Below are 20,703 nucleotides of genomic sequence, written 5' to 3'. Positions count from 1 at the left end.
CGATGCATCCGCAGCGCCCTACCCCGCGGTCTCTTCCATGTGGGTCTGGAGCTGAGGGAGGATATTGAAGAGGTCGCCGACGAGGCCGTAATCGGCGACCTGGAAGATCGGCGCCTCCTCGTCCTTGTTGATCGCCACGATCACCTTCGAATCCTTCATCCCGGCCAGATGCTGGATTGCCCCGGATATCCCCACCGCAATGTAAAGGTCCGGCGCCACCACCTTGCCGGTCTGGCCCACCTGCCAGTCGTTCGGCGCATAGCCCGCATCCACCGCCGCGCGGCTTGCCCCCATCGCAGCCCCAAGCTGATCGGCAATCGGCTCGATGTACTTGGCGAAGTTCTCGGCCGAGCCCAGCGAGCGCCCGCCCGAGATGATGATCCGCGCCGAGGTCAGCTCCGGCCGGTCCGATTGCGCCAGCTCCTCGCCCTTGAAGCGCGACAGCGGCGGGGCTTCCACCGCCGCCACCGGCGCGATCGTGGCCGTGCCACCCTCAGGCGCGGCCGCAAACGCCGCCGTGCGCACCGTGATCACCTTCTTCGGATCGCTCGTCTGCACGGTCTGGAGCGCGTTGCCGGCATAGATCGGCCGCTCGAAGGTATCGGGCGCCACCACCTTGGTGATGTCCGAGACCTGCATCACGTCGAGCAGCGCCGCCACCCGCGGCATCACGTTCTTGCCCGCCGTGGTGGCCGGCGCCACCAGCGCGTCGTAGGAGCCGGACAGCGATACGATCAGCGCCGCCAGCGGCTCGGCGAGCCGGTGCTCGTAGGCCGCGCTATCGGCGAGCAGCACCGTCTCGACCCCGGCGAGCTTGGCCGCAGTCTCCGCCACGGCGCGGGCATTGGCGCCGGCGACCAGCACATGGACCGGTGCGCCCAGGGCCTGGGCGGCGGTGAGCGCCTTGTGGGTGGCATCCTTCAGGTGAGCGTTGTCGTGCTCGGCAATGAGAAGCGTCGTCATCGAAAGAACTCCCTTAGAGCACGCCGGCTTCGGTCTTCAGCTTCGTCACCAGTTCGGCCACGGAAGCCACCTTGACGCCCGCCTTGCGCCCGCCGGGCTCGGCGGTCTTGAGCACCTTGAGGCGCGGGCTGACATCGACGCCGAGCGCCTCCGGGCTGGTCTCGTCGAGCGGCTTCTTCTTGGCCTTCATGATGTTGGGCAGGGAGGCATAGCGCGGCTCGTTGAGGCGCAAATCCGTGGTGACGATGGCCGGCAGGGTGAGCGCGACCGTCTGCAACCCGCCATCGACCTCGCGGGTGACCTCGAGGGCATCGCCGTCAAGGTTCAGCTTGAACGCGAAGGTGCCCTGCGGCCAGCCGAGCAGGGCGGCGAGCATCTGGCCGGTCTGGTTGGCATCGTCGTCGATGGCCTGCTTGCCGAGGATGACGAGCTGCGGGCTTTCCTGCGCGACGATCGCTTTCAGGATCTTGGCGACGGCAAGCGGCTCGACGGTGGCCTCGGTCTTGACCAGGATGGCGCGGTCGGCGCCCATGGCGAGCGCGGTGCGCAGGGTCTCGGCGGCCTGGGCCGGGCCGACCGAGACCGCCACCACCTCGGTGGCCTTGCCGGCTTCCTTGAGGCGGATGGCTTCCTCGACGGCGATCTCGTCGAAGGGGTTCATGGACATCTTGACGTTGGACAGCTCCACGCCCGATCCGTCGCTCTTCACGCGGATCTTCACGTTGTAGTCAACAACTCGCTTCACAGGAATGAGGATTTTCATTGTTCTCTCTTGCGGGATCTAACGTGTTGCCTGGCGCTCAAGACGCATGGCCTTATCGACTTCCGCCGAAAGAATGCCCGTCACTTCATCCTCATATCGGCGCAGCGCCGGATCGCGCTGGTCGCGGGGATGAGGAAGCTCAATGCGCACGTCCGCAATCACCCGCGATGGTCGCGAACTCATCACGAGAACCCGGTCGGCCATGAGAACGGCCTCGTTCACGCTGTGCGTGATCATCACGATGGTGCGGTTCGCCTCCTGCCACAGGTCCTGAAGATCCCGGATCATGTAGTTTTTGGTCTGAACGTCGAGTGCGCCAAAAGGCTCATCGAGAAGCAACACCTCGGGGTCGTAGGTCAGAGCCCGAGCGATCGCGACACGTTGCTTCATGCCCCCCGACAGCATCGAGGGATATGCGTCCTCGAAGCCTGAGAGACCGGTCAGCCGAATCCATTTCCGGGCCCGCTCTATAGCCTCCGCTTTCGGCACGCCCTGGATATCCAAACCCAGAGTGATATTGCCGAGCACGGTCAGCCAGGGGAACAGCACGAACTCCTGAAACACGATCCCGCGGTCCGGGCCCGGTCCCTCGATCGGCCTTCCGCCGATCGACAAAGTCCCGCCGGACGGCTTCTCGAAGCCCGCAATGAGATAAAGGAATGTGGACTTCCCGCACCCGCTCGGCCCGATGATTGCGACGAACTCCCGCTCATGGATCGTGCAGGAGACATCCTCCATGGCGAGGACGCTTCCAAAGTATTTCTGGATGCCGCGGGCGACGATCTTGGGCTTGGCGTCGGTCGCGGATTGCGGAAACTGGAGTATGGCCTCAGCGCTCAACTTGAACTCCCCATTTTTCTGTTGTCGCGGCCTCTAGCCGTCCGATCAGCACGTTTTCCAAAAGGTAGCCGAGCACTGCGATCAGCATCACGCCGCCATAAATAACGTCCATGCTCATGTACTCAGAGGCATCGAAGATCATGAACCCAAGCCCGAACGAGCTTGCCGCCAGCATTTCGGCCGCGATTAATGCTCTCCATGCATAGCCCGTGCCAAGCCGCATGCCGGTGATGAGATATGGAAGAATGCCCGGTATGATCACTCGCCAGAAGATCTGGCTACGGGTTGCGCCCATCGATCTTGCAACCCAGAAGAGCTTCACGTTCATCATCTCGATACCGGAGACGATGGTGTAGATGATCTCGAAGCTTGCCGCGATGAACACCACCAGGATCGTGGTTCGATCGTCGATGCCGACCGCAAGAAGCAGGACCGGTGTCCAGGCCAGAGTAGGCACAGGCATGATGGCGCTGATGATCGGCGAAAAGATCGCCCGCCCCGTCCTGCTCATGCCGATGGCCACCCCGACCAGAGTTCCGACAACGATGGCAAGGGCCAGGCCGGACAACAGCCTGAAGAGACTGCGCCCCACATGAAGCGGTATGGCCCAGGGCGGGTTCCCGTTAGGCCCGGACTGCGCCCAGATCGTTGCGAAGATCTGGGAGGGAGGCGGGAAGAGAAATGTGTTGATCCAGCCGAGGCGCGCCGCCAGCTCCCATAGCAACAGCGGGACAGCAATAGCGCCGGAACCGATCGCCACGTGGCGGATCAGCCGCAGGATGAGAGCACCCGCTGACGCACTCTCAGTCTTCGCCGGGATGGAAGCGACCGCACTCATCGAGAGCCTCCCACACGGTTCGTACGATGCCATCGGCGAATGGTCGCCGTCTCAAGCGGCCCAAACAATCCATGCTCGATGAGCATACCGATAACCGCCAAGCAGACGATGCCGACGAACATCGTTGAAACGTCCATGTATGAACGCGCCGCAAAAATCATATAACCCAGGCCCGAGCTGAGGGCTGCGAGCATCTCGGCCGCGACAAGCGTCCTCCATGAATGAGCCATTCCAAGTTTAAGCCCTGCAATCAGCGCAGGAAGAGAGCCGGGGAGCAGAACCCGGCGGAAGATATCCAGCGGGCCGGCGCCCATGCTGCGCACCACCCACATTGCGTGCCGGCCGAGGCCGCGCACCCCTTGGATCGTGCTGTAGAGGATCGGAAAGAATGCCCCCAGAAAGCACACGCTGATGATCGTCACATTGCCCTGTCCAAAAGCAACCAGAAAGATCGGCGCCCATGCGACGGCAGGCAAAGGCAATAAGACGCTCAGCAAGGGAGACGCAATCCGATATGCAAGAGGGCTGAGGCCTAACGCAAATCCGAGCGGAATGGCGACGAGGCTGGCAAGGAGGAATGCCGCAAGTGCCCGCCAGAGGCTGGATAGGATATTCGCAACCAAAGGACTCTGATTGAGGTGCCCAACATCGAGGAGCACCCACGCTCTCATGACGATCGAGGTCGGGGCCGGAAGAATACTCGAATGTGCGAACCCGAACCTGACGGCGCCCTCCCATAGAAGAAGAAGTGCGAGGATCGGCAGCATGAAGCTGCCGAAGGCTCTTACCTTGTTCAACGAGGCCGTCCAGTATTCGCCGAAACTCGCCTGCGGTCGGGGGACTTGCGCGTCATGCTTGTTGGCAACAAACATGGTCAGTTCCCCTTGTTAGCTGCGGACGATAGCTTGAGTGCCTCTTCAAAGATGTCCTCACGGACGAGCTTCTTGAACTCGGGAACCTCCTTCAACTTGCCTGCAGCTCGCATCGATTCTGCAATGGGAATGAGTTCCCCGAGAAGGTTGTCTGTAACCTTCGGGTCCATCTTGATCCGGGTCAGCGACAGCTCAAGCGCCTTGGGGTCGGTCTCGACACCCTTCTTGCTGATTTGCTGTGCGGCAAGCTTTCCGGCTTCTTCCGGCTTGTTCTTGATAAGATTGCCGAGGTCAATCAAGGTCGCCACATAGCGGATTACTGCGTCCCGATTCTTCTCTACAAAATCCCGGCTGACGAGAACGAAGTTCGGGCTCTCGTTGACGCCATCCATGGATTGGATGCGCTTGACGACGCCCATCGTCTCAGCGATCGCCACATGCGGCTCCCACGCGACCGCGGCATCGATGAGACCCTGCTGCACGGCCGAACGTAGATCTTCGACCTTCATGTTGACGATCTGAAAATCGCTCTCCTTCATCCCATTCTGCTCGAGATAAACTCGAAACGTATTGTATGTGCCGGAGCCTGTCACGGCGCCGATCTTTTTCCCTTTCAGCTCTTTTACCGATGTGGTGGGAGAGTCCTTTTTGACGATAACGCCGTAGCGGTCGCCCCCATACTGATTTGCCGCGACGATGTAGAATTTCTCAGGCTGCTGAGCAGCCATTGTGACCAACCGAGCCGAACCGCCGTTGCCGACATCCAGCTGCTCGCCGAGAAAAGCTTTAAGGATATCTGCGCCAGAGCTGAAGGAGCTGATATCGACCTTGAGATTATAAGGTCCACCCCAGTCGCGAGCCGCATAGACTTCATCCGGAGGAACAGATTGGATGCCGACGCGGATGGTGGCCGGTTTCTCCTGCGCGACAGCGCCTAAGGCCAAGCACGTCCCGATCGTGATAGCTGCGGCACACCCGACGAGTTTCGATATAGTATGCTTCATGGCGTCTTCCTCCGTTGATCGTTGTTTGTCTCCCCATGGGAGCACTTATCCGACCGCTATCCGGCTCTTATTCTTGCGTAACGCTCATCTCCCGTCACGTTGATCCGAAGTCTCTCTTTGCAATTCTGTCAGGCCGCGGTGCGGCTCCTCTCCTGCTTTGCGAAAGCCGCAGCTTCCCTGCCGGCGATTTTCCCGAAGACTGCGCCAGAGGTCAGCCCCGTTCCTCCTGGATAATTATGATAGAATAGCCCGCCAACGAGTTCACCGGCGGCGAAAAGTCCTGGGATGGACTGACCGGATGTCTCCTCGACCTGAGCGTTTTCGTTGATCTTCAGGCCGCCAAAGGTGAATGTGACACCACACGTGACAGCATAGGCCTCGAAAGGTCCGGTATCGATGGTGTTTGCCCAATGGGATTTGCGGGGCGAAATGCCTTCCGCCGACCGACCGTCCTTGGTATTCGGATTGAACGGCACCTCTTGCCGAACAGCCGCATTATACTCCAGTACGGTGCGCATGAAGCCTTCGCGATCGACACCGTCCATGCGGTCGGCAAGGTCTTCCAGCGTATCGGCACTCACCTTTGTGATCTGACGGATACGATATTCGTCGCGCAGAAGATGCGACACCTTCGCGTCGAACACTTGCCACGCAAACTGTCCTGGCTGATTGAGAATCTCGCGGCCGTACTTGGCATAGGTATAATTGCGAAAATCGGCACCCTCATCCACGAAGCGTTCACCGCGAGCATTAATAAGAATACCGAAGGGATAACTGTGCTTCTGGAACGCATCGCCCACGGCGAGGTCTCCGAAGGCGGGCGCATTCTGATCCCAGCCAACTGCATGCGCCCCCGACCAGTGGCCGCAGGGCATAGCGCCGATGTCCAGCGCCATCCGGATGCCATTGCCCGTATTGAAGCGCGTTCCGCGGACTTTGGCGAGATCCCAATTGGGCCCCAAATACCGCGCCCGCATTTCTGCATTCGACTCGAAGCCGCCGCAGGCTAGGACGACTGCCTTGGCGTGAAGGTCTCGTGTCTGACCATTCTGCTTCACCCGAACGCCGCACACCCCCTGATCGTCTGTAATGAGCGCAACCGCGTTTGTTTCGTAAGCAACCTGCACGCCCTTCTTCTCAAGGGATGTATGAAGCATATCGACCAACCCTGGCCCCCCGCCCCACACCTCGACACTGAGCCCGCCCCAGAACTTGAAGCGACCATCGACTTTATATGCCTGACGGCCATGGCTTGTCTGGAAGCGGACGCCTTGATGTCGCATCCATTGCAGGGTCGGCAGACTCTGCCTAACCAGGATTTCCACGAGAACAGGGTCGGTCCTGTACTGTGTGACACGGAACATGTCGTCGAAGAAATCTTCCTCCGTGTATGCGCCGAAGTCGGTGTTTTCAATCACGTCCGGCGTAAGATCCGGCACGACGGAACGCACGTCGTCGACCCCGTTGAAGACGTAGCGCATGGCTCCTGCCGTATAGGTGGAATTTCCTCCACGCTCCTCTCTCGGTGCTGCCTCCAGCATCAGGACGGTTGCGCCATCGTCCCGAGCCGCGAGAGCTGCACATGCGGCAGCATTTCCAGCCCCGACGACGATCACATCGACTGTGGGTTCATTCGCCCAACTTCTCATGGAGTTCTGACCTTCTGTTTCTTTGACGCGACACTGGTGGGGCCTTCCTGGCGCCGAAGTCTTGCCTCAAGCTCAAGCGCCTGCTGGTCCGGAAGATATTTCCGCCGGAGATTGATCAGCGCTGTACCAAAGGCTTTCTGAATCTGCTGGCCGAAGGCCTCGAAGATTTCGGCGAAGTAAATTTCGTGCCGCAGAAGTGTGTCGGCCAGATTCACAATCGGCGTGTTTCGCGTATAGGAGCCGTTTGGACTTCCTCGAAACTCCGCCACGAGAGCTTCCTGGTAGTCCACCGTGATTGTAATGAGATGAGGCGCGATGCCGACGGGAATACCGTTGCCTTCGTGAAGGAAGGTCTGGGAGCTGGCCCCGAAGCGGAACCGTTCAGGGTTCTCGCCGAACAGAATGATGAGGATTGCGACCCCGCGGCTTGCGGCACGCTCCAGGGCATCCCGATGAACTTCCAGAAGAGACTCTGCGGACTTGACCCAAACATGGGTCGTTGCCGCATCGATCATCGCCTCGATCTTGGCGTGGATGGCGTCCTCTCCGGAGATATTCCAAACATACTCCTGATCCTTGGATTGGGAGAGTTGCGGCAACTGCTCGACGATTTTAGCGCATCGACGCCGCGTCGTAGCCGCAATGCGCTCGAACAGGATGTCGGGAGCAACCGGAACGTAGCGGACCGGATTTTCCGATACAGGCTGTACCGCCTGCTTTTGGCTCAGCACATCGAGCACAGAATAAGCGTTGGCTTTAGGCAAACCTGCCGTCTTGCTAACCTCATAGGCGGTCGCGACCTTCAACTTCAACAAGGCGAGGTAGGCACGGGCCTCGTACTCGCTGAAGCCAAGTTCCTGAAGCTCCAAGAGAACTTCTCCGGCATTGGCGGGGCTATCAGTCATTGTAAATGTCTTTCATCCGCAAGGATCGAGTAGTTGACTGCCCGACCGATGCCTCTGCGCAGCCCTTCGAGTCGAAGAGCCTGACCTGGAGCGACATTCGCCAAATTGACGCCTGCTCCGAAGTCTTTGAGCATTCCGACGTGTTGAGCCGGGAATCGGTAGGGGTCGGTTTCGACCAAGATATTGGCGAACCAGGGGGCGGCCGCCAAGTCCCTCAGCGATTCCGGCTTTGCAGCCGCAGCCATGTCGATTTCCGATTGCTCGATGATCACGTGCTCCACGCCGACATCCCTCATGGACGTGACGAGCGAACCGAGTTCATCGATCTGCATCGCGTGCTCGGGGTTTTTTCGTCCAAATTCGTAGATGACGGACAATCCTTGCTTCTGAAAGCGGTCGACTAAAGAAAGCCGCTCAGCCTTGCCGAGCTCGATGTAGTTCTCTGATATCTCCACTGCGCCGAAGCCAAGGCGCCCTACATGAGCCGCGTAGAGATCAAGTTCGTTCCTCTGGTAGGCATATTCGAAGAGGATACCTCCCGAATAGCATACGACGTCGGAATCGCGGTAGAGCTTGACGATGCGCTTGACGACTTCGCTTGGCATGAGAAGAGCATTGAGCGCATAGATCTTGGCAAAGTCGATATATTCGGCCGCGCAACTGAGGAGATCGGCGATTCCGCGCTCGCCAGTCCAACCGAAGCCATCGGGACCGTAATCGATGACCGCCGTGATCCCTTTCTCGCGGGGCTTCACCCCCCGTGGGGGAAGAGAAAAGGTCGAAGGCTTCGTGTTATCCATCTTAAGCCTCCAGCCCACGAAGGGTATCCCGCAACTGCTCGATCTTGCGACGCCGCACGAGTACCGTTCCGTCCATGATCAGCCTGGCGGTTCGCTCTATCTGCGCGCTTTCGATCACGAGCTGTCCCTCAGGAGTCCGACTTGTCTTGGAGGCGACGCGGAGAACACCGCTGGGATGGCCAAGGCGAACCTCATTCGAGGCCTTTCCAACTATTTCTGCAACGACAGAACTTGGCACAGCGCAAGCGACCGCGGCGCAGACAGCCCCTGTCACTGCTAAGGCCTTGTGTGGCCGCTGCATGGCGAGCTGCCGAACACAGATGTCGACGTCGGATGCTGCCACTAAGTTACCGCTCACGGTCGGATAGGAGGTCGGCGGTGCGATCATCATGACGCGGGGAATATTCGGGCTGACAGCCTGGGCCTGCGTCGCATCCTGAACAAGCCCAAGGACCTTCGCGGCCCAGCCCCGTACCTGCTCGAGCCGCTGCATAATCTCGAGATTACTGCGCAGAACCTCCGGAGTTTCTATACCGGTTGCACCTATGTCATCAGCGCGAACGAAGACGAATGGCGTGGCTGCATCGATCAGAGAAACCGAGATCCGGTTCCCTTCGATCTCGATTTCATCCCGCGCATTTCCAGTCGGCAAGAGCCGGCCTGAGACCGCCCCACTGCAATCCCCGAAATCGAGTCCGATCGCCGCGCCAGGGTCCGGAACACCCGCAATGGCACAATCCCCTTCACAACCGGCAATGCCATCTCGGATAGGGATACGGGCCGTGATGACCTGGCGTGTATTGGTAGTATAGATCCGCACGATGGTTTCCGGCTCTGTCACCGGAACCAGGCCGCGGAGAATTGCGAACGGCCCCACGGCAGCAAGCATGTTGCCGCAGTTTCCCCCGGTCGAAACCGTCGGCCGGTCAATTCCGACCTGGTAAAAGGTGTACTCGACGTCTGCATCGCTTCTGGAAGACTTGGCGACGACAGCGGCTTTGCTCGTCAGCGGATCCGACCCGCCGATGCCGTCAATTTGTCGCTCATCCGGCGATCCATAGGCGGCGAGCAGGATCGCATGGCGCTCTGCTTCGTCCTCCGGGAGATCGTCTGCGAGAAAGAAGCCGCCCCTGCTGGATCCGCCCCGCATGAAGGCGCAGCGGATAGGGATCTGCTCGCTCCCGCCCGTGAGATACACGGGCGGGACATCGCGAATGTGGCTATCGCCGTCAGGCTGCACGGAGAGCAGGGCCATTGTCCACCACCGTCGCTTGCGGAACCACGGCAGCCTTGGCTTGCTGTTCCAGCTTCATGACCAACTCGCCGAGATGCCAAGCCTGTGCCTCGTCGACGACCATCGTCGTCATCGCAAGGAATTTACGCTCCAGTTCCTCGTTCGTGAGCGCGTTAGTCGGCTCACCCTTCGGCTCCTGAGAAGATCTTGTAACCTTCCGCCCGTCCTTCAGAGTGATCTCGATCACAGATTGGCGTCCACCGAGACCATAGGCAGGATCAGCCTGCAGTTCGACCTTGCTCATCCCGTCGTGAACACTGCGATCTTTGTAACCTTCCCAGTATTCCTTGAGCCCGTTATTGCCGGCAGCAAGCGACAGAGCCAAACTGAATTGGGTGCTGCCCATGGCTGCATTCAGGTTGGTGACGACGGGCTTGGAAGCCTGGCGTATGGCGAGTTCGCTCATTCTAACGACGATGCGATCCACGTCGCTCAACCGCACGCCGTCCTGATGATAGGCCTCCTGTGCGAGGTCAATGGGGCCGTGAGCGTAACGACAGGCGGCGTGAGGCTTGAAGCCCACCTCCATGATGGCGAAGTGCTCGCCCAGATTGTCTTTCAGATCTTCCAACCGCACGGAGTCCGTGAAGGCGTTGAAGAACCCTTCGCGCGATTCAAGGACTTTTTTCGGTCCGCTAAATCCGCGGCTGGCCATGATTGCAGCGAGCGTTCCGTTGAAGCCGGCCTTGCCCGGGCTGAAAGGTTTGGCCATGCATGGGTCGTCCAGGTAGGATTGGATACCGGCCGACTGCATACAGGCGAGGCCGATGGCCCAAGCAATCTGCTCCGCATTGCAGCCAAGGAGCTTCGCCCCCATGGCGGCGGCACCGATCGCCGAAACCGTTCCCGTGGTATGATAACCACGCTGGCGGTGTCCGGGATTGATCGCCTTAGCGATGCGAACTGCCACGTCATAACCCGCTACAACGCCTGTGATAACGTCCTTTCCGGATGCTCCTGAAAGCTCAGCGATGGCGAAGGCCGATGGAACGAGCACGGAGCCAGCCTTGATGAGTCCGCTGCCATGCGCATCGTCGAGTTCAATGCCATGCCCCATCATCGCGTTGACCAGCGCGGCATTCGGCGTCGGAACCTTCATGCCGTGGCCGATGATCGTGCTCTGCGGAGCGCCGCCCCATTCCTTAACCAGCGTGACCATTGCGTTGGCGGGTTCGCTGATCGCCGACGCAGCAAGCTCGTTCCCAACGCCATCACGAAGAATGAGCTTCGCTTTTGCAACAACATCCTGAGGAATCTTATCGTAGGTGAGTGCTGCGACATGCTCCGCGAAGCGCATCGTTAAACGGTTCAGCACATCGTTCGTTTCGCCCTGACTGCTCATCAAGCCTCCGCTCCTTCTGACTTGCGCCTTGGTAGTAGCATGCAACACTACCTGTATTTTGCTGTCAACATGGATTGGAGGTTTTTTTCGCAACTACCACGCAGCCATCCGATCTCTGCAGCCGACCGAGACTTAATTTGATTTGCCATACGTTCTTTCAGCTTATCCCTCATAAAAGCATCCAATTACCGTATGTGCGCACGGCCTTATTCAATATGCTCACGCGCTGTATCTCGTATAATTAAATAATCGCGCGATTATAATTTTGTGTATTCTTCCGAAATTACAAATGCCATGAGATCCGAGACCAAGTTCAATCAACATCAAGATCTAGAATGTAATGGAGACTATTTTCCAAAAGACTCGATCACCGTCGAGCTCTGGCCTTTGGCTTTAGCGCGACGTCGCGCTTTATTCAGGCGGTAGAGTCTCTAAGGAGTTCAGCTCCGTCTGGGTCCGGCGATCCTCGTGGATCTGAACGAGGCTTGTCGAAATTGCATTGGTAGAGACGGGCAGGTCTATCAATTATACGTTCAATAGGCGGCACATCCCGAAGCAAGCCAGCTCCCATGACCCAAAGTGCCAAAGAGCTGTCCCTTTCGATCAAGCGGCATGCGTTGGCTGGCCTACAGTGAATCCTGCAAATGTCTCCTGATCCTATTGCAGAAAGGGCCTGCAAGCTGGCCGTTGACTTGCCCATACTTCTGTTTCTGACCGGGAGCGTGTGCCCATAGGGGGAGACAATAGAATGGTCCTCGGGAAAGGATGGATGCAATGATCGAAGAGGGGATGCGAGCCCGCCAGCATGATGATGTCGTGCTCCATGCGGCGGAGGACATGGCCGATACACTACGGGCTGGCCTTGAGAACCTGCAAGAGACAGCATGCATCTTGCAGAATGCAGCCGAGAGGAGCGCCGGAGTTATCTCGGAGTTAGCTCAGTGTTCGGCAGATCATACAATGCAAGGATTCGGGTCTGGCGATGGAGAGTACCGCCGATTGTCCTTGGAGGCGTCGGAGAATCTTCAAGCCTTGGCCGAAACTAGTATGGCTTTTGCTCATGTTTTTGAAGATGTCTCCCGCGAATGGCTCCGCCTGAACCAACGATGCCTGCAGCAAAACCTGGATGGTTTCAACGCCCTCACCCGTTGCAGGTCGATGACTGAGTTTCTCGTTGTTCGGAGCTCGTTGGTCCTCAACAATCTGGAGCAGAGTGCAGAAGCAGGTCGGCGCTTTGCTGCGATTGCAATCCGCTTGGCTGACGAGGCCACTAAGGCGCTCGCCGTTCAAGGGGAGAGCACAACACAGGATAAGAGAGCCGTCCGGCGAGCAAGCCGCCCGACGTGACGTTATGCGCCTTTGCGGGTGCCAAGCATTCGACTCCGCCAAATGAAGCTAGGCCAGGGTCGTAGTTGGAAGGAGGACATGATGCGAATTGCGGAACTCGCCAATGGCATCTGGCTTAGCCTGGCCCTTACCTTCACTGTGGTCTCAGTCGCAGTAGCACAGGAACGCCTGACAGCCTATCAGGGCGCTTGGCTGCCCGGGAGCCTCGATTGCGCAGAGATCTATGCTTCTACGAGGAGCGGACTCGCGTTTAAGAAGCCTGTCGATATCTTCGCGCCCGCCTTCATCATCTCGGGTAACCGCCTGACGACACCCCAAGCTTCGTGCCGCATCAAGTCGATTCAACCAAGTGGCGACCGTCAACTGCTGGTTCTCGGCTGCGCGAATGCCGTGGCGGGCGATGATGTGCGTGTCCTTATGAGCTTGCAATCAGATGGCTTACTCAAGCGCTACTTCAATGCCGAAGATTCAACCGGCACCGCGTATAGGCTGTGCTCACGATAGTATCCCTAGGAATACCCGCCTGCATGGGCCCTTTCTCGATTTCTATCGACATTCCTCGCCATCAAGAAGAATACCTCCTTCCAGGACAATTGCAGGACTGCCCAATTTACCCGAAGCTAATCCGATCTACGTCTGCCGTTGACATTTAGTTCGCGCATAAGATCCGAAGCGCTGGAACATTTTCGCGCAGTGGTCAGCAGCAACTGGCGGGCATCCGCGCAAGCATTCAGCATATCGCCCGATACAGAAGAAAACTATCTCGATTCAGGGAATCCTGGCCTCAGGCGGAGCGAGCGGCCACTCGCCCGCTGACCGCCTCATGCGAGGATCACTGCACAACTCCTCGGGCTCGCCCTCCCGGGACTCGACAGGAGCATCCGGTCCCAACAGGCGCTGAATTGATCAGAGCGCAGGTTCTGGCAGGGGTCACACAATATCCACCAATGGCCGAGGCTACTGGCGTCTGATACGGGGAATATGAGCCGTTATAATAAGGATACGAATAATATGGATAAGTGGCGGCGGCCCCAATGATCGCCCCCGTCGCTAGGCCCCAATCCCACCCCCAACCGCCATAGTACGGATAGCGCGCATAATACCGGCCGTAATAGGGATACCGGCCACCGTAGTACGGGTAGCGCGGGCCCCAAGAGCCCACGGGGCGTACGCCATATCTCCAATCGCCACGGTTCCCAATGCGTCCAGGCGGGATGCCGATCGCAGCTTGGCGGAAACCTCCGACGCCAGGGCCGAAACCACCGATGCGGCCCGGTCCACCAGGCACCACGCCAATTGCCCCACGGCGAATGCCACCACCTCCCATTGCGCCCCCAAAGCCGCCTATACCGGGCCGAGGGGTAAAGATCCGCGCGCTCCCAAAGCCGCCGCCTTGGAAGCCACCTCTACCGAATCCGCCCCCTCCGAATCCACCTCTGCCGAACCCTCCACCAAATCCCCCTCCACCCATGTGGAAACCCCCGCCCCCCCGCCCACGCTGAGCATCGGCAGGGACTGAAACGAGGAGGGTACTTGCTGTGAGAACACCCAGAGCTAAGAGAAACCTGTTCATGGTAATCCTCCCTCTTTGACAGGCGCACACGAGAGAACGAGGCAGCAACCTGGAGGCAGTTCCATTCTGATCGCTTCTAGACAGCGTGCTTGATCATCTGAGACAAGCATTTGGCATTTTGCGACGAAGGGCTGTGCGATCCCGCCGCCATCACGGATGGCCTATGTCATAGGAGCCGAGCTTCCGGGCCTCTAGCGCACATATGTCAGGTGCGGGTTGAAGCAGTTCCTAAGCCTTTTGACCCTTTGACAGTCCAGGCATCCAAACTGCAGATTGAGCGCCCTGAAAGGAGGCGTGGCAATGACCGTGGACCGTGCGATGTTGAGGCGGGCTCTGAACGAGCTCGTGAGACTGAAAGGCACTGCGGACAACCCGAGGCGCTTCCTCGCCCAGCTGTATAGCTCAGCTCTGAATGAATGGGCCGAAGAGCTCGGTGTGGACCAGCACAGGCTCAACAAGCTCGTTCACATCCGCGAAACGGGCTCGGCACAGCGGCTTCACTAGGACAGCAGCCTCTCAACCACGAACGTCGATGATGATCGTCGAACCAGATGAGCGTATCGTCCGAGGCTTGCAGGGTTGAGGCAAGACGAAAAGAAGACTGCGCAGCGATGCGGCCAAGCTGCCAGAGATCGTCGCACGTCATCACGCAAGAGAACCCGGCTGCGCTATAGCAATGCGAGAATTACAAGAAAGTGACGCTCATCCAGTTCCCTGGCTCCTCCCATCACCCAACCGGCATAGTGGTGTGGACGAGGTCGTAAAGCGGATCAGGAGAGTTTGACAACAAGACAGAGGTCCCCACGGCACACCGGGCTCTTGGAGCAGCCTTGGGGTCAACTCACCGCTTCGGTCCAGCGAGCGCCTCTTTTCGTGTATAATGATAACAAAAGCCCTTTCGTTACCGCCAACCGGAGGTGCTCCATGACGCTATTCGAAGATCGTGAACGGGCCTTCGAACAGGTTTTTGCGCACGATGAGGAAGCGAGGTTCAGGGCCCTGGCACGGCGCAACAAATTACTTGGACAGTGGGCCGCCGCTCAACTCGGCTTCACGGGCCAGAAAGCCGATGCCTACATCAATGAGATCGGCCAAAGCTTAGTAGCGCGCGTTGTAGACGAAGGCTTGGTCGAGAAACTCCATGCCGACTTTCAGGCGAACGGCATCCACCAGACTACGGAACAGATCCGCGAGAAAATGTCCGAACTTATGGCAACAGCCATGATCCAGGTCCGCACGAGCACATGGTAAGCGGACGCTTGTTTGTGCGGCGCGGCTCGCCTGATATCCAGCACATGGTCCGTGAAGCAGGCACCTGAGACATTGAGGCCGTTATGCCTTTCGGCCGGCGCCACCATTCATGGACTTCGTACAGATCGTCATCAATCTTTCCATCTCGTTGCTGTAGTCACGCAAAGTTTCCTCCACCCAGCGAGACTGTATAGCCGCGACCTCCGTTAAATTCTTACAGCCCATTATTTCTCGGGCAACCTCGCCGTCCTTTTCGAGCCGCGTAGAGACAAAGCCGATCATCTCGCGCTGGCATTCGGTGGTAGCCGCGAACCAGGTTTCCGCGGCGACTGCCAGGGCTCGGCCACCGCCATCGGGCAAAGCGGTCCCGGCGCCGCTGCGCAGCGCCTCCGACAACCTCGACGTTTTCTGCATGGTGGTCATGGTTCATCCTCCTGAAAAGAACCTCTTCATTAGAATGACAGAGTTGTCTTTACCTGCTCCAGCCGGTTAATGGCAAAATCCACCTCACGACGTGCCCGATCATCCCGCATGGCTTCGCGCATGGTCTCTAGACGAATAATTTCCTCGTCAAGCCGATCGCGCGTGAGCTCCTCCGGCGGCAGAGCCCGCTCGGCCAGGACCGAGACACTGCGACCGGTGATTTCGACGAACCCGCCGCGGACAAAGGCGCGATGCCCATGTCCCTGGCTATCGGTCACCGCGATAATGCCGGGATTGAGCGTCGCCATAGTCGTCTCGTGGCCTGGCATGACAGTCATGTCGCCTTCAGTGGCCGGCAGCATTACCGCTCGGACTTCCCCGGAGAAGAGCACCCGCTCCGGCGAGAGTAGCTCGAACAGGATAGTCGCCACGTTCTCCTCCTTGGATGGTGATGTCAATGCCCGGCAAATACGAGGGTCCTAATGGGGAAGATCAGCACTTGGATGCGCAGAAGAAGGGCATGCACAAGCGCAACACCATCCACCACGTGCAGGACCACACGCTGCATCGTGCCGGTCTCGGGCGAGATAATTTCCTCATGGTGGCTACTATATGCATTGGCGAAGCAGCTGCTACCGGGAGCGACCCCGTCGAGCCCGCCTGCATAGAGTGGTTCCAGGAAGGCGAGGACGGTTCCCGGTTGCGTTACCTGCTGCACATCGATCAACTGCTCGCCGCTGCGAAGCTGGCCGGCCGCGATGTAATCCTGCACGCCCGTCACCACCATCGGAATGACGGTCCAGGGCTTCGATGCACAGGCGACCTCGGCCACCATGCCGGGCTTCAAGACCTGAGCCTCGACTTGGCTGAAGCCGGCCTGCAGGCGGCCTTGACCGGTCCCTTCTGGAACTAAGACGCCAGCCGGACGCATGAGTGGGTTAACCACATCGCCGACCCGAAGTGTGAACTGCTCCACTCGGCCTGTGACGCCCGCCCGCACGATGGTTTTCGATAAGTCTACCTCGGCTTGAGCCAACTCAGCGTCGGCACTGGCTTTCTGGGCGGGCAACAACGTGGAGAGTCGCGCCTCCGCTTGTTGCTTGGCAGCAATGGCAGCGTCGATAGCCCCCTGTCGCCCCTGCACGGCTACCTGCAGCTTCTCGATATCGCGCGTGGCCACCGCGCCTGGGTTGCGACGATAGATCTCCTGCTTGGTTGCCAGTTCGTCCACCGCCTGCTGATAGTTGCCCCGAGCCTCCTGGAGCCTGCCTTCTGCGGCCGCGATATCGGTTGTCGCAACTGCCATCTCCGCGTCCGTTTCGGCGATCTTCCGGCGGGCAGTTTCCACAGCTGCCTCCTGCTTTGAGCTGTCGAGCCGAAAGATGGGTTGTCCCTGCTTTACCTCGCCACTCACGCCCAAATAAGTCTCGGCAACGCGCCCGTTGGTCTCCGGCAGGATTGGGACGGTCCGAAAGAATACCGTCACGTTGTCCGTCGCAGGATGGTTGTAGAAAACTACCGTGATCAGGCCGATCGTGAGCATCAGGCAGAGCGTGATCCCCCAACGCAGCTCAAACCAAACGGAGTAAAGGGTGATTTCCTTTCCGATCCGCTTGCCCTGAACATATCGACGGTAGAGATAATCCGGCAAGATCGTCAGCATGGAGCAGAGAAGGAGCTCAAGCATGAGATTGCTCCTTTGGCATGCGATAAGGCATGACTGTCGTCGGCACTTCTGCTGAGCCATTGGCCTCTGCAACGGCGGGAGCTGTCTCGTCCGGAACGACATCCGCGCCTTGCTCTGGCGCTATGCCAGCCATCTTTTCAAGAGATCCAGCCATTCTCCGAAGCGGCCGCCCCCAGTCAGGGATGTCGATCAGCGCGAGCAGCAGGCCAGCCACCCAGAAGATATGCTCATGGGTGAACAAGGCGAGGAGGCCCAACACGGCGACTATCTCGAACTGTAGCTTATGGCCCCGATGAGCAATTCTCTCGGGCAATGTGTGCAGGCGCAGAAACAGGAGTCCGACGGACAAGACGGCGAGCAGCAGGAACACTGCAGTGACAACAGAGAGAACGTCGGTCTCGCCCGGCGCGGTGATGAAGATCGGAAGATTGTGGGGTGCAGCAGGGTTGAGCGGCGCGATCATATGGCTTCTCCCACAGAAGGCATAGCGCCTGCCCCGGGTTCGGGCTTCGCGATTGGTGACTGCGACAGTTCCGGTGGAACCTCGAGTTCGGCCTCAGTTGCGGCGACAACCTCCTCGACCGTGACGCCATTCTGAATCTCGAGCAGGGTGGCGCGGCCGCGCGGGAACCCGATCACCGCGAGCTCCGTAACAACGAGGTCGACAGGCCGGTTGGAAGTGAGTGGCAGAGAGCATTCCCGCACAATCTTTGGGCGTCCCTTGGCGGTGTGCTGCATAGCAACGATCACGCGTTTTGCCCCGGCCACGAGGTCCATGGCACCGCCCATTCCGGGCACCATCCTGCCCGGAACCATCCAGTTGGCGAGCCGCCCGCGCTGATCGACCTGCAAGCCACCGAGCACCGTAAGATCGAGATGCCCGCCCCTGATCAGTCCGAACGACATCGCACTATCAAACGTGGAAGCACCTGGAAGTGCCGTCACGGGCTTTCCGCCAGCATCGGTCAGCCAGGGGAGCGCCATGCCTGGTTCCGGTACAGGACCGGTGCCGATGAGGCCATTCTCCGACTGGAAGAAAACGTGGATTCCCTTTGGGACGAAGTTCGCCACTAGCGTCGGAATGCCAATCCCGAGATTGACCAGCATCCCATCACGCAGCTCCTGGGCGATGCGGCTGGCGATGAGCATTTGCGCATCCATGGCTTCAGCCTTTCACAACGAGGTAGTCAACAACGGGGGCCGGCGTCATGACATGGTCGGGCGAGACGACGCCCACAGGCACGATATTCTCCGCCTGGACCACGACCGTATCGGCTGCCATTGCCATCAGTGGGTTGAAGTTACGCGCCGTGAGGACGTAGGAGAGATTGCCCAGATAGTCGGCGATGAAGGCGTGCACGAGCGCGAAGTCGGCCCGCAGCGCGGGCTCAAGCAGATAGTCACGGCCGTCTATGGCAATTGTCTGCTTGCCCTCCGCCACGATGGTACCGACACCAGTCGCGGTCAGGATACCCCCAAGCCCGAAGCCGCCGGCGCGGATGCGTTCCGAGAGCGTGCCTTGAGGGACGAGATCCACCCGCAGGTCACCAGCGAGCATCTGCTGCTGTGTCTCCGGATTGAGACCAATGTGGCTCACGATCGCCCGCCGCAGAAGCTTGGCCGTAATCAACTTGCCGACACCAATGCCCGGTGCTGCCGTGTCATTGGCGATGACCGTCAAATTTCTCTTCTGCTGCCGCACGAGCTCATCGATCAACGGTTCCGGTGTTCCAACCCCCATGAAGCCGCCAACCATTAGAGTGGCTTCGGCGGGGATCATGGCGACAGCGTCTTGAAGAGAAATCGTCTTCACAGAATACCTCCTCACGGGGCAGCACGGCCGCCAGCCAAGAACGGCGAAATATAGCTGGATCTTGCAGAAACAGAATATTCTACGGCCTGCTCTCCCATCGCAGTTCATCAGGTAGGGCTCGGCGCCGCTTCGCTGGCACGTCCCCAATCCTGAAACAGGGTGTAGGCGACCGCGAGCAGCACAGGGCCGAGAAAGACACCGACGATTCCAAATGCCACCAAGCCGCCGAGTACGCCTAAAAAGATCAGTACCATCGGCATTCTGACCCCACGGCTGATCAGGTATGGGCGAAGGATATTATCCAGATTGCCGACGAACAGGCCGTTCCAGGCAACCACGAATACAGCCCATTCAGTATGGTCTTCGGACATCAGCCACAGGGCGGCTGGCACCCACAGCACCACGAGACCAAGGGGTACCAAGGTCAGGACCACGCCCAAGGCACTCAACACCATTGCGCCGGGAACCCCGGCCAGCCAGAAGCTGACACCCAGGAGAATTCCCTGCACGACGGCGGTGCCAATCACCCCGTTCACTACGCTGACAATGGTCATTCCAGCGGTCCGCAACACGCGCCGTGCCCGCCAGCCACCTAACCTTGTCATTGCCCATTCCAGGCGGCTTTCTACGTAAGCGCCATCCCGGTAAAGGAAAAAGGCCAAGACGATGCCGAACACGACCTGGAGCGTCCCCGAGAGGAGCGAGGCTCCCTGGCGCAGAGTCCATTCACGCAACGGTCGCACATAGGGCGCGAGCGTCGGCCAAATTTCTGCGCCTTGCTGTGACACCTGGGTCCATATTCGTTTCGCCTCTGGCCCGATCAGAGGCAGGTGCTCGAGCCAACTGGGCGGCGGAAGGCCCTGATTGACGGCAGAGCGAGCAGCGGTGGCGAGCCGGGCGACATCGCCCGCTAGATTTGCGCCCAGAACTAGGAGTGGAAGCACGAGCAGGCCTGTAGCCAGTAAGATCATGAGCAAAGCTGCAGACGTCTGCCGCCCACCAAGCAGGCCCACGAATTTCCGGAACAATCTCCACGTCGACACACAGAGAATGACGGCAAGAAGGATGGCGTTCAAGAACGGCTTAAGAACCAGGATGCAGCCAATGACCAGGACCAGGAGTAGGATGAGACCGAGCGCCTTCTCCACATACGAGCCTTCAGGAGTGTCTGCCCGTTCCTGGCTGCTTATTGCACTGCGGGGATTTACTGAACGCACAGTCCCCTCCTCATGTGGGCGCCTCGACAGGAGACATGGGCCTGCAGAGAAACCGATGCAGGCGGTGACCGTTCTCGTAGGACCTGCTGTCGGATCCCGCCCGAAATGGCCTACGAGAGAGA

21 protein-coding genes are annotated in these 20,703 nt (G+C 59.1%); 3 read left to right on the top strand and 18 right to left on the bottom strand.

What is annotated here, in order from left to right; genetic code table 11:
- Nucleotides 1-18: 18 nt before the first annotated feature.
- The 11 genes from C4E04_RS01210 to C4E04_RS01160 form a co-directional block, all read right to left on the bottom strand.
- Nucleotides 19-963 carry an electron transfer flavoprotein subunit alpha/FixB family protein gene (locus tag C4E04_RS01210; RefSeq protein ID WP_109594180.1) on the bottom strand — a complete coding sequence of 315 codons (945 nt, stop codon included), beginning with the start codon at nucleotides 961-963 and terminating at the stop codon, nucleotides 19-21.
- Between the two features lie 13 nt (nucleotides 964-976).
- The gene (locus C4E04_RS01205) at nucleotides 977-1,726 is read right to left on the bottom strand and encodes an electron transfer flavoprotein subunit beta/FixA family protein (protein ID WP_109594178.1); all 750 of its coding nucleotides are present in this window, start codon (nucleotides 1,724-1,726) and stop codon (nucleotides 977-979) included.
- Nucleotides 1,727-1,744: 18 nt separating this feature from the next.
- Nucleotides 1,745-2,566 carry an ABC transporter ATP-binding protein gene (locus C4E04_RS01200; RefSeq protein WP_210204593.1) on the bottom strand — a complete coding sequence of 274 codons (822 nt, stop codon included), beginning with the start codon at nucleotides 2,564-2,566 and terminating at the stop codon, nucleotides 1,745-1,747.
- Nucleotides 2,556-3,404 carry an ABC transporter permease gene (locus C4E04_RS01195; RefSeq protein WP_109594176.1) on the bottom strand — a complete coding sequence of 283 codons (849 nt, stop codon included), beginning with the start codon at nucleotides 3,402-3,404 and terminating at the stop codon, nucleotides 2,556-2,558. Before C4E04_RS01195 ends, C4E04_RS01200 begins: the two co-directional genes overlap by 11 nt.
- The gene (locus C4E04_RS01190) at nucleotides 3,401-4,276 is read right to left on the bottom strand and encodes an ABC transporter permease (RefSeq protein WP_109594174.1); all 876 of its coding nucleotides are present in this window, start codon (nucleotides 4,274-4,276) and stop codon (nucleotides 3,401-3,403) included. Before C4E04_RS01190 ends, C4E04_RS01195 begins: the two co-directional genes overlap by 4 nt.
- 2 nt (nucleotides 4,277-4,278) lie before the next feature.
- Nucleotides 4,279-5,280 carry an ABC transporter substrate-binding protein gene (locus C4E04_RS01185; RefSeq protein ID WP_109594172.1) on the bottom strand — a complete coding sequence of 334 codons (1,002 nt, stop codon included), beginning with the start codon at nucleotides 5,278-5,280 and terminating at the stop codon, nucleotides 4,279-4,281.
- A gap of 128 nt (nucleotides 5,281-5,408) precedes the next feature.
- Nucleotides 5,409-6,929 carry an FAD-dependent tricarballylate dehydrogenase TcuA gene (tcuA, locus tag C4E04_RS01180; RefSeq protein ID WP_109594170.1) on the bottom strand — a complete coding sequence of 507 codons (1,521 nt, stop codon included), beginning with the start codon at nucleotides 6,927-6,929 and terminating at the stop codon, nucleotides 5,409-5,411.
- Entirely contained in the window at nucleotides 6,926-7,834 is a 909-nt protein-coding gene (locus tag C4E04_RS01175; RefSeq protein ID WP_109594168.1) for a TrmB family transcriptional regulator, read from the bottom strand. The genes tcuA and C4E04_RS01175 overlap by 4 nt, the downstream gene beginning before the upstream one ends.
- Nucleotides 7,831-8,634, bottom strand: a complete 804-nt coding sequence (locus C4E04_RS01170) for a phosphosulfolactate synthase (protein ID WP_109594166.1) — start codon at nucleotides 8,632-8,634, stop codon at nucleotides 7,831-7,833. Before C4E04_RS01170 ends, C4E04_RS01175 begins: the two co-directional genes overlap by 4 nt.
- Before the next feature lies 1 nt (nucleotide 8,635).
- On the bottom strand, nucleotides 8,636-9,889 hold the full coding sequence (locus C4E04_RS01165; protein WP_109594164.1) for a 2-methylaconitate cis-trans isomerase PrpF family protein: 1,254 nt from the start codon (nucleotides 9,887-9,889) through the stop codon (nucleotides 8,636-8,638).
- Nucleotides 9,864-11,270, bottom strand: a complete 1,407-nt coding sequence (locus C4E04_RS01160; RefSeq protein ID WP_210204592.1) for an MmgE/PrpD family protein — start codon at nucleotides 11,268-11,270, stop codon at nucleotides 9,864-9,866. The genes C4E04_RS01165 and C4E04_RS01160 overlap by 26 nt, the downstream gene beginning before the upstream one ends.
- Nucleotides 11,271-12,035: 765 nt before the next feature.
- Here C4E04_RS01160 and C4E04_RS01155 point away from each other — a divergent pair.
- The 3 genes from C4E04_RS01155 to C4E04_RS01135 all read left to right on the top strand — a co-directional run bounded on the left by C4E04_RS01155 (nucleotide 12,036) and on the right by C4E04_RS01135 (nucleotide 15,441).
- Nucleotides 12,036-12,617, top strand: a complete 582-nt coding sequence (locus C4E04_RS01155; RefSeq protein WP_109594162.1) for a phasin family protein — start codon at nucleotides 12,036-12,038, stop codon at nucleotides 12,615-12,617.
- A gap of 78 nt (nucleotides 12,618-12,695) precedes the next feature.
- Complete coding sequence (locus C4E04_RS01150; protein WP_371682025.1) at nucleotides 12,696-13,121, top strand: hypothetical protein; 426 nt, start codon at nucleotides 12,696-12,698, stop codon at nucleotides 13,119-13,121.
- Nucleotides 13,122-15,114: 1,993 nt separating this feature from the next.
- Nucleotides 15,115-15,441: a DUF1476 domain-containing protein gene (locus tag C4E04_RS01135; protein WP_109594155.1), complete on the top strand. Its 327-nt coding sequence runs from the start codon at nucleotides 15,115-15,117 to the stop codon at nucleotides 15,439-15,441.
- Nucleotides 15,442-15,522: 81 nt separating this feature from the next.
- On the opposite strand, the gene C4E04_RS01130 is transcribed toward C4E04_RS01135, so the two are convergent.
- The 7 genes from C4E04_RS01130 to C4E04_RS01100 all read right to left on the bottom strand — a co-directional run bounded on the left by C4E04_RS01130 (nucleotide 15,523) and on the right by C4E04_RS01100 (nucleotide 20,512).
- Nucleotides 15,523-15,864, bottom strand: coding sequence for a phasin family protein (locus C4E04_RS01130; RefSeq protein ID WP_109594153.1), 342 nt, complete (start codon nucleotides 15,862-15,864; stop codon nucleotides 15,523-15,525).
- A gap of 29 nt (nucleotides 15,865-15,893) precedes the next feature.
- Entirely contained in the window at nucleotides 15,894-16,295 is a 402-nt protein-coding gene (gene atpC, locus C4E04_RS01125; RefSeq protein WP_109594152.1) for an ATP synthase F1 subunit epsilon, read from the bottom strand.
- A 23-nt stretch (nucleotides 16,296-16,318) separates the two neighbouring features.
- On the bottom strand, nucleotides 16,319-17,551 hold the full coding sequence (locus tag C4E04_RS01120; protein ID WP_109594150.1) for an HlyD family secretion protein: 1,233 nt from the start codon (nucleotides 17,549-17,551) through the stop codon (nucleotides 16,319-16,321).
- Nucleotides 17,544-18,014, bottom strand: a complete 471-nt coding sequence (locus C4E04_RS01115; RefSeq protein ID WP_109594147.1) for a hypothetical protein — start codon at nucleotides 18,012-18,014, stop codon at nucleotides 17,544-17,546. Before C4E04_RS01115 ends, C4E04_RS01120 begins: the two co-directional genes overlap by 8 nt.
- On the bottom strand, nucleotides 18,011-18,712 hold the full coding sequence (locus C4E04_RS01110) for a 3-oxoacid CoA-transferase subunit B (protein WP_109594145.1): 702 nt from the start codon (nucleotides 18,710-18,712) through the stop codon (nucleotides 18,011-18,013). The genes C4E04_RS01115 and C4E04_RS01110 overlap by 4 nt, the downstream gene beginning before the upstream one ends.
- 4 nt (nucleotides 18,713-18,716) lie before the next feature.
- Nucleotides 18,717-19,364, bottom strand: a complete 648-nt coding sequence (locus C4E04_RS01105) for a CoA transferase subunit A (protein ID WP_109594143.1) — start codon at nucleotides 19,362-19,364, stop codon at nucleotides 18,717-18,719.
- A 107-nt stretch (nucleotides 19,365-19,471) separates the two neighbouring features.
- On the bottom strand, nucleotides 19,472-20,512 hold the full coding sequence (locus C4E04_RS01100; RefSeq protein ID WP_245416195.1) for an AI-2E family transporter: 1,041 nt from the start codon (nucleotides 20,510-20,512) through the stop codon (nucleotides 19,472-19,474).
- Nucleotides 20,513-20,703: the final 191 nt, after the last annotated feature.

The sequence above is a fragment of the Microvirga sp. 17 mud 1-3 genome, assembly GCF_003151255.1.
Taxonomy (GTDB): Bacteria; Pseudomonadota; Alphaproteobacteria; order Rhizobiales; family Beijerinckiaceae; genus Microvirga.
Note: the sequence above shows the minus strand (reverse complement) of the source record. Positions and strands in the feature narration are given on the sequence as shown.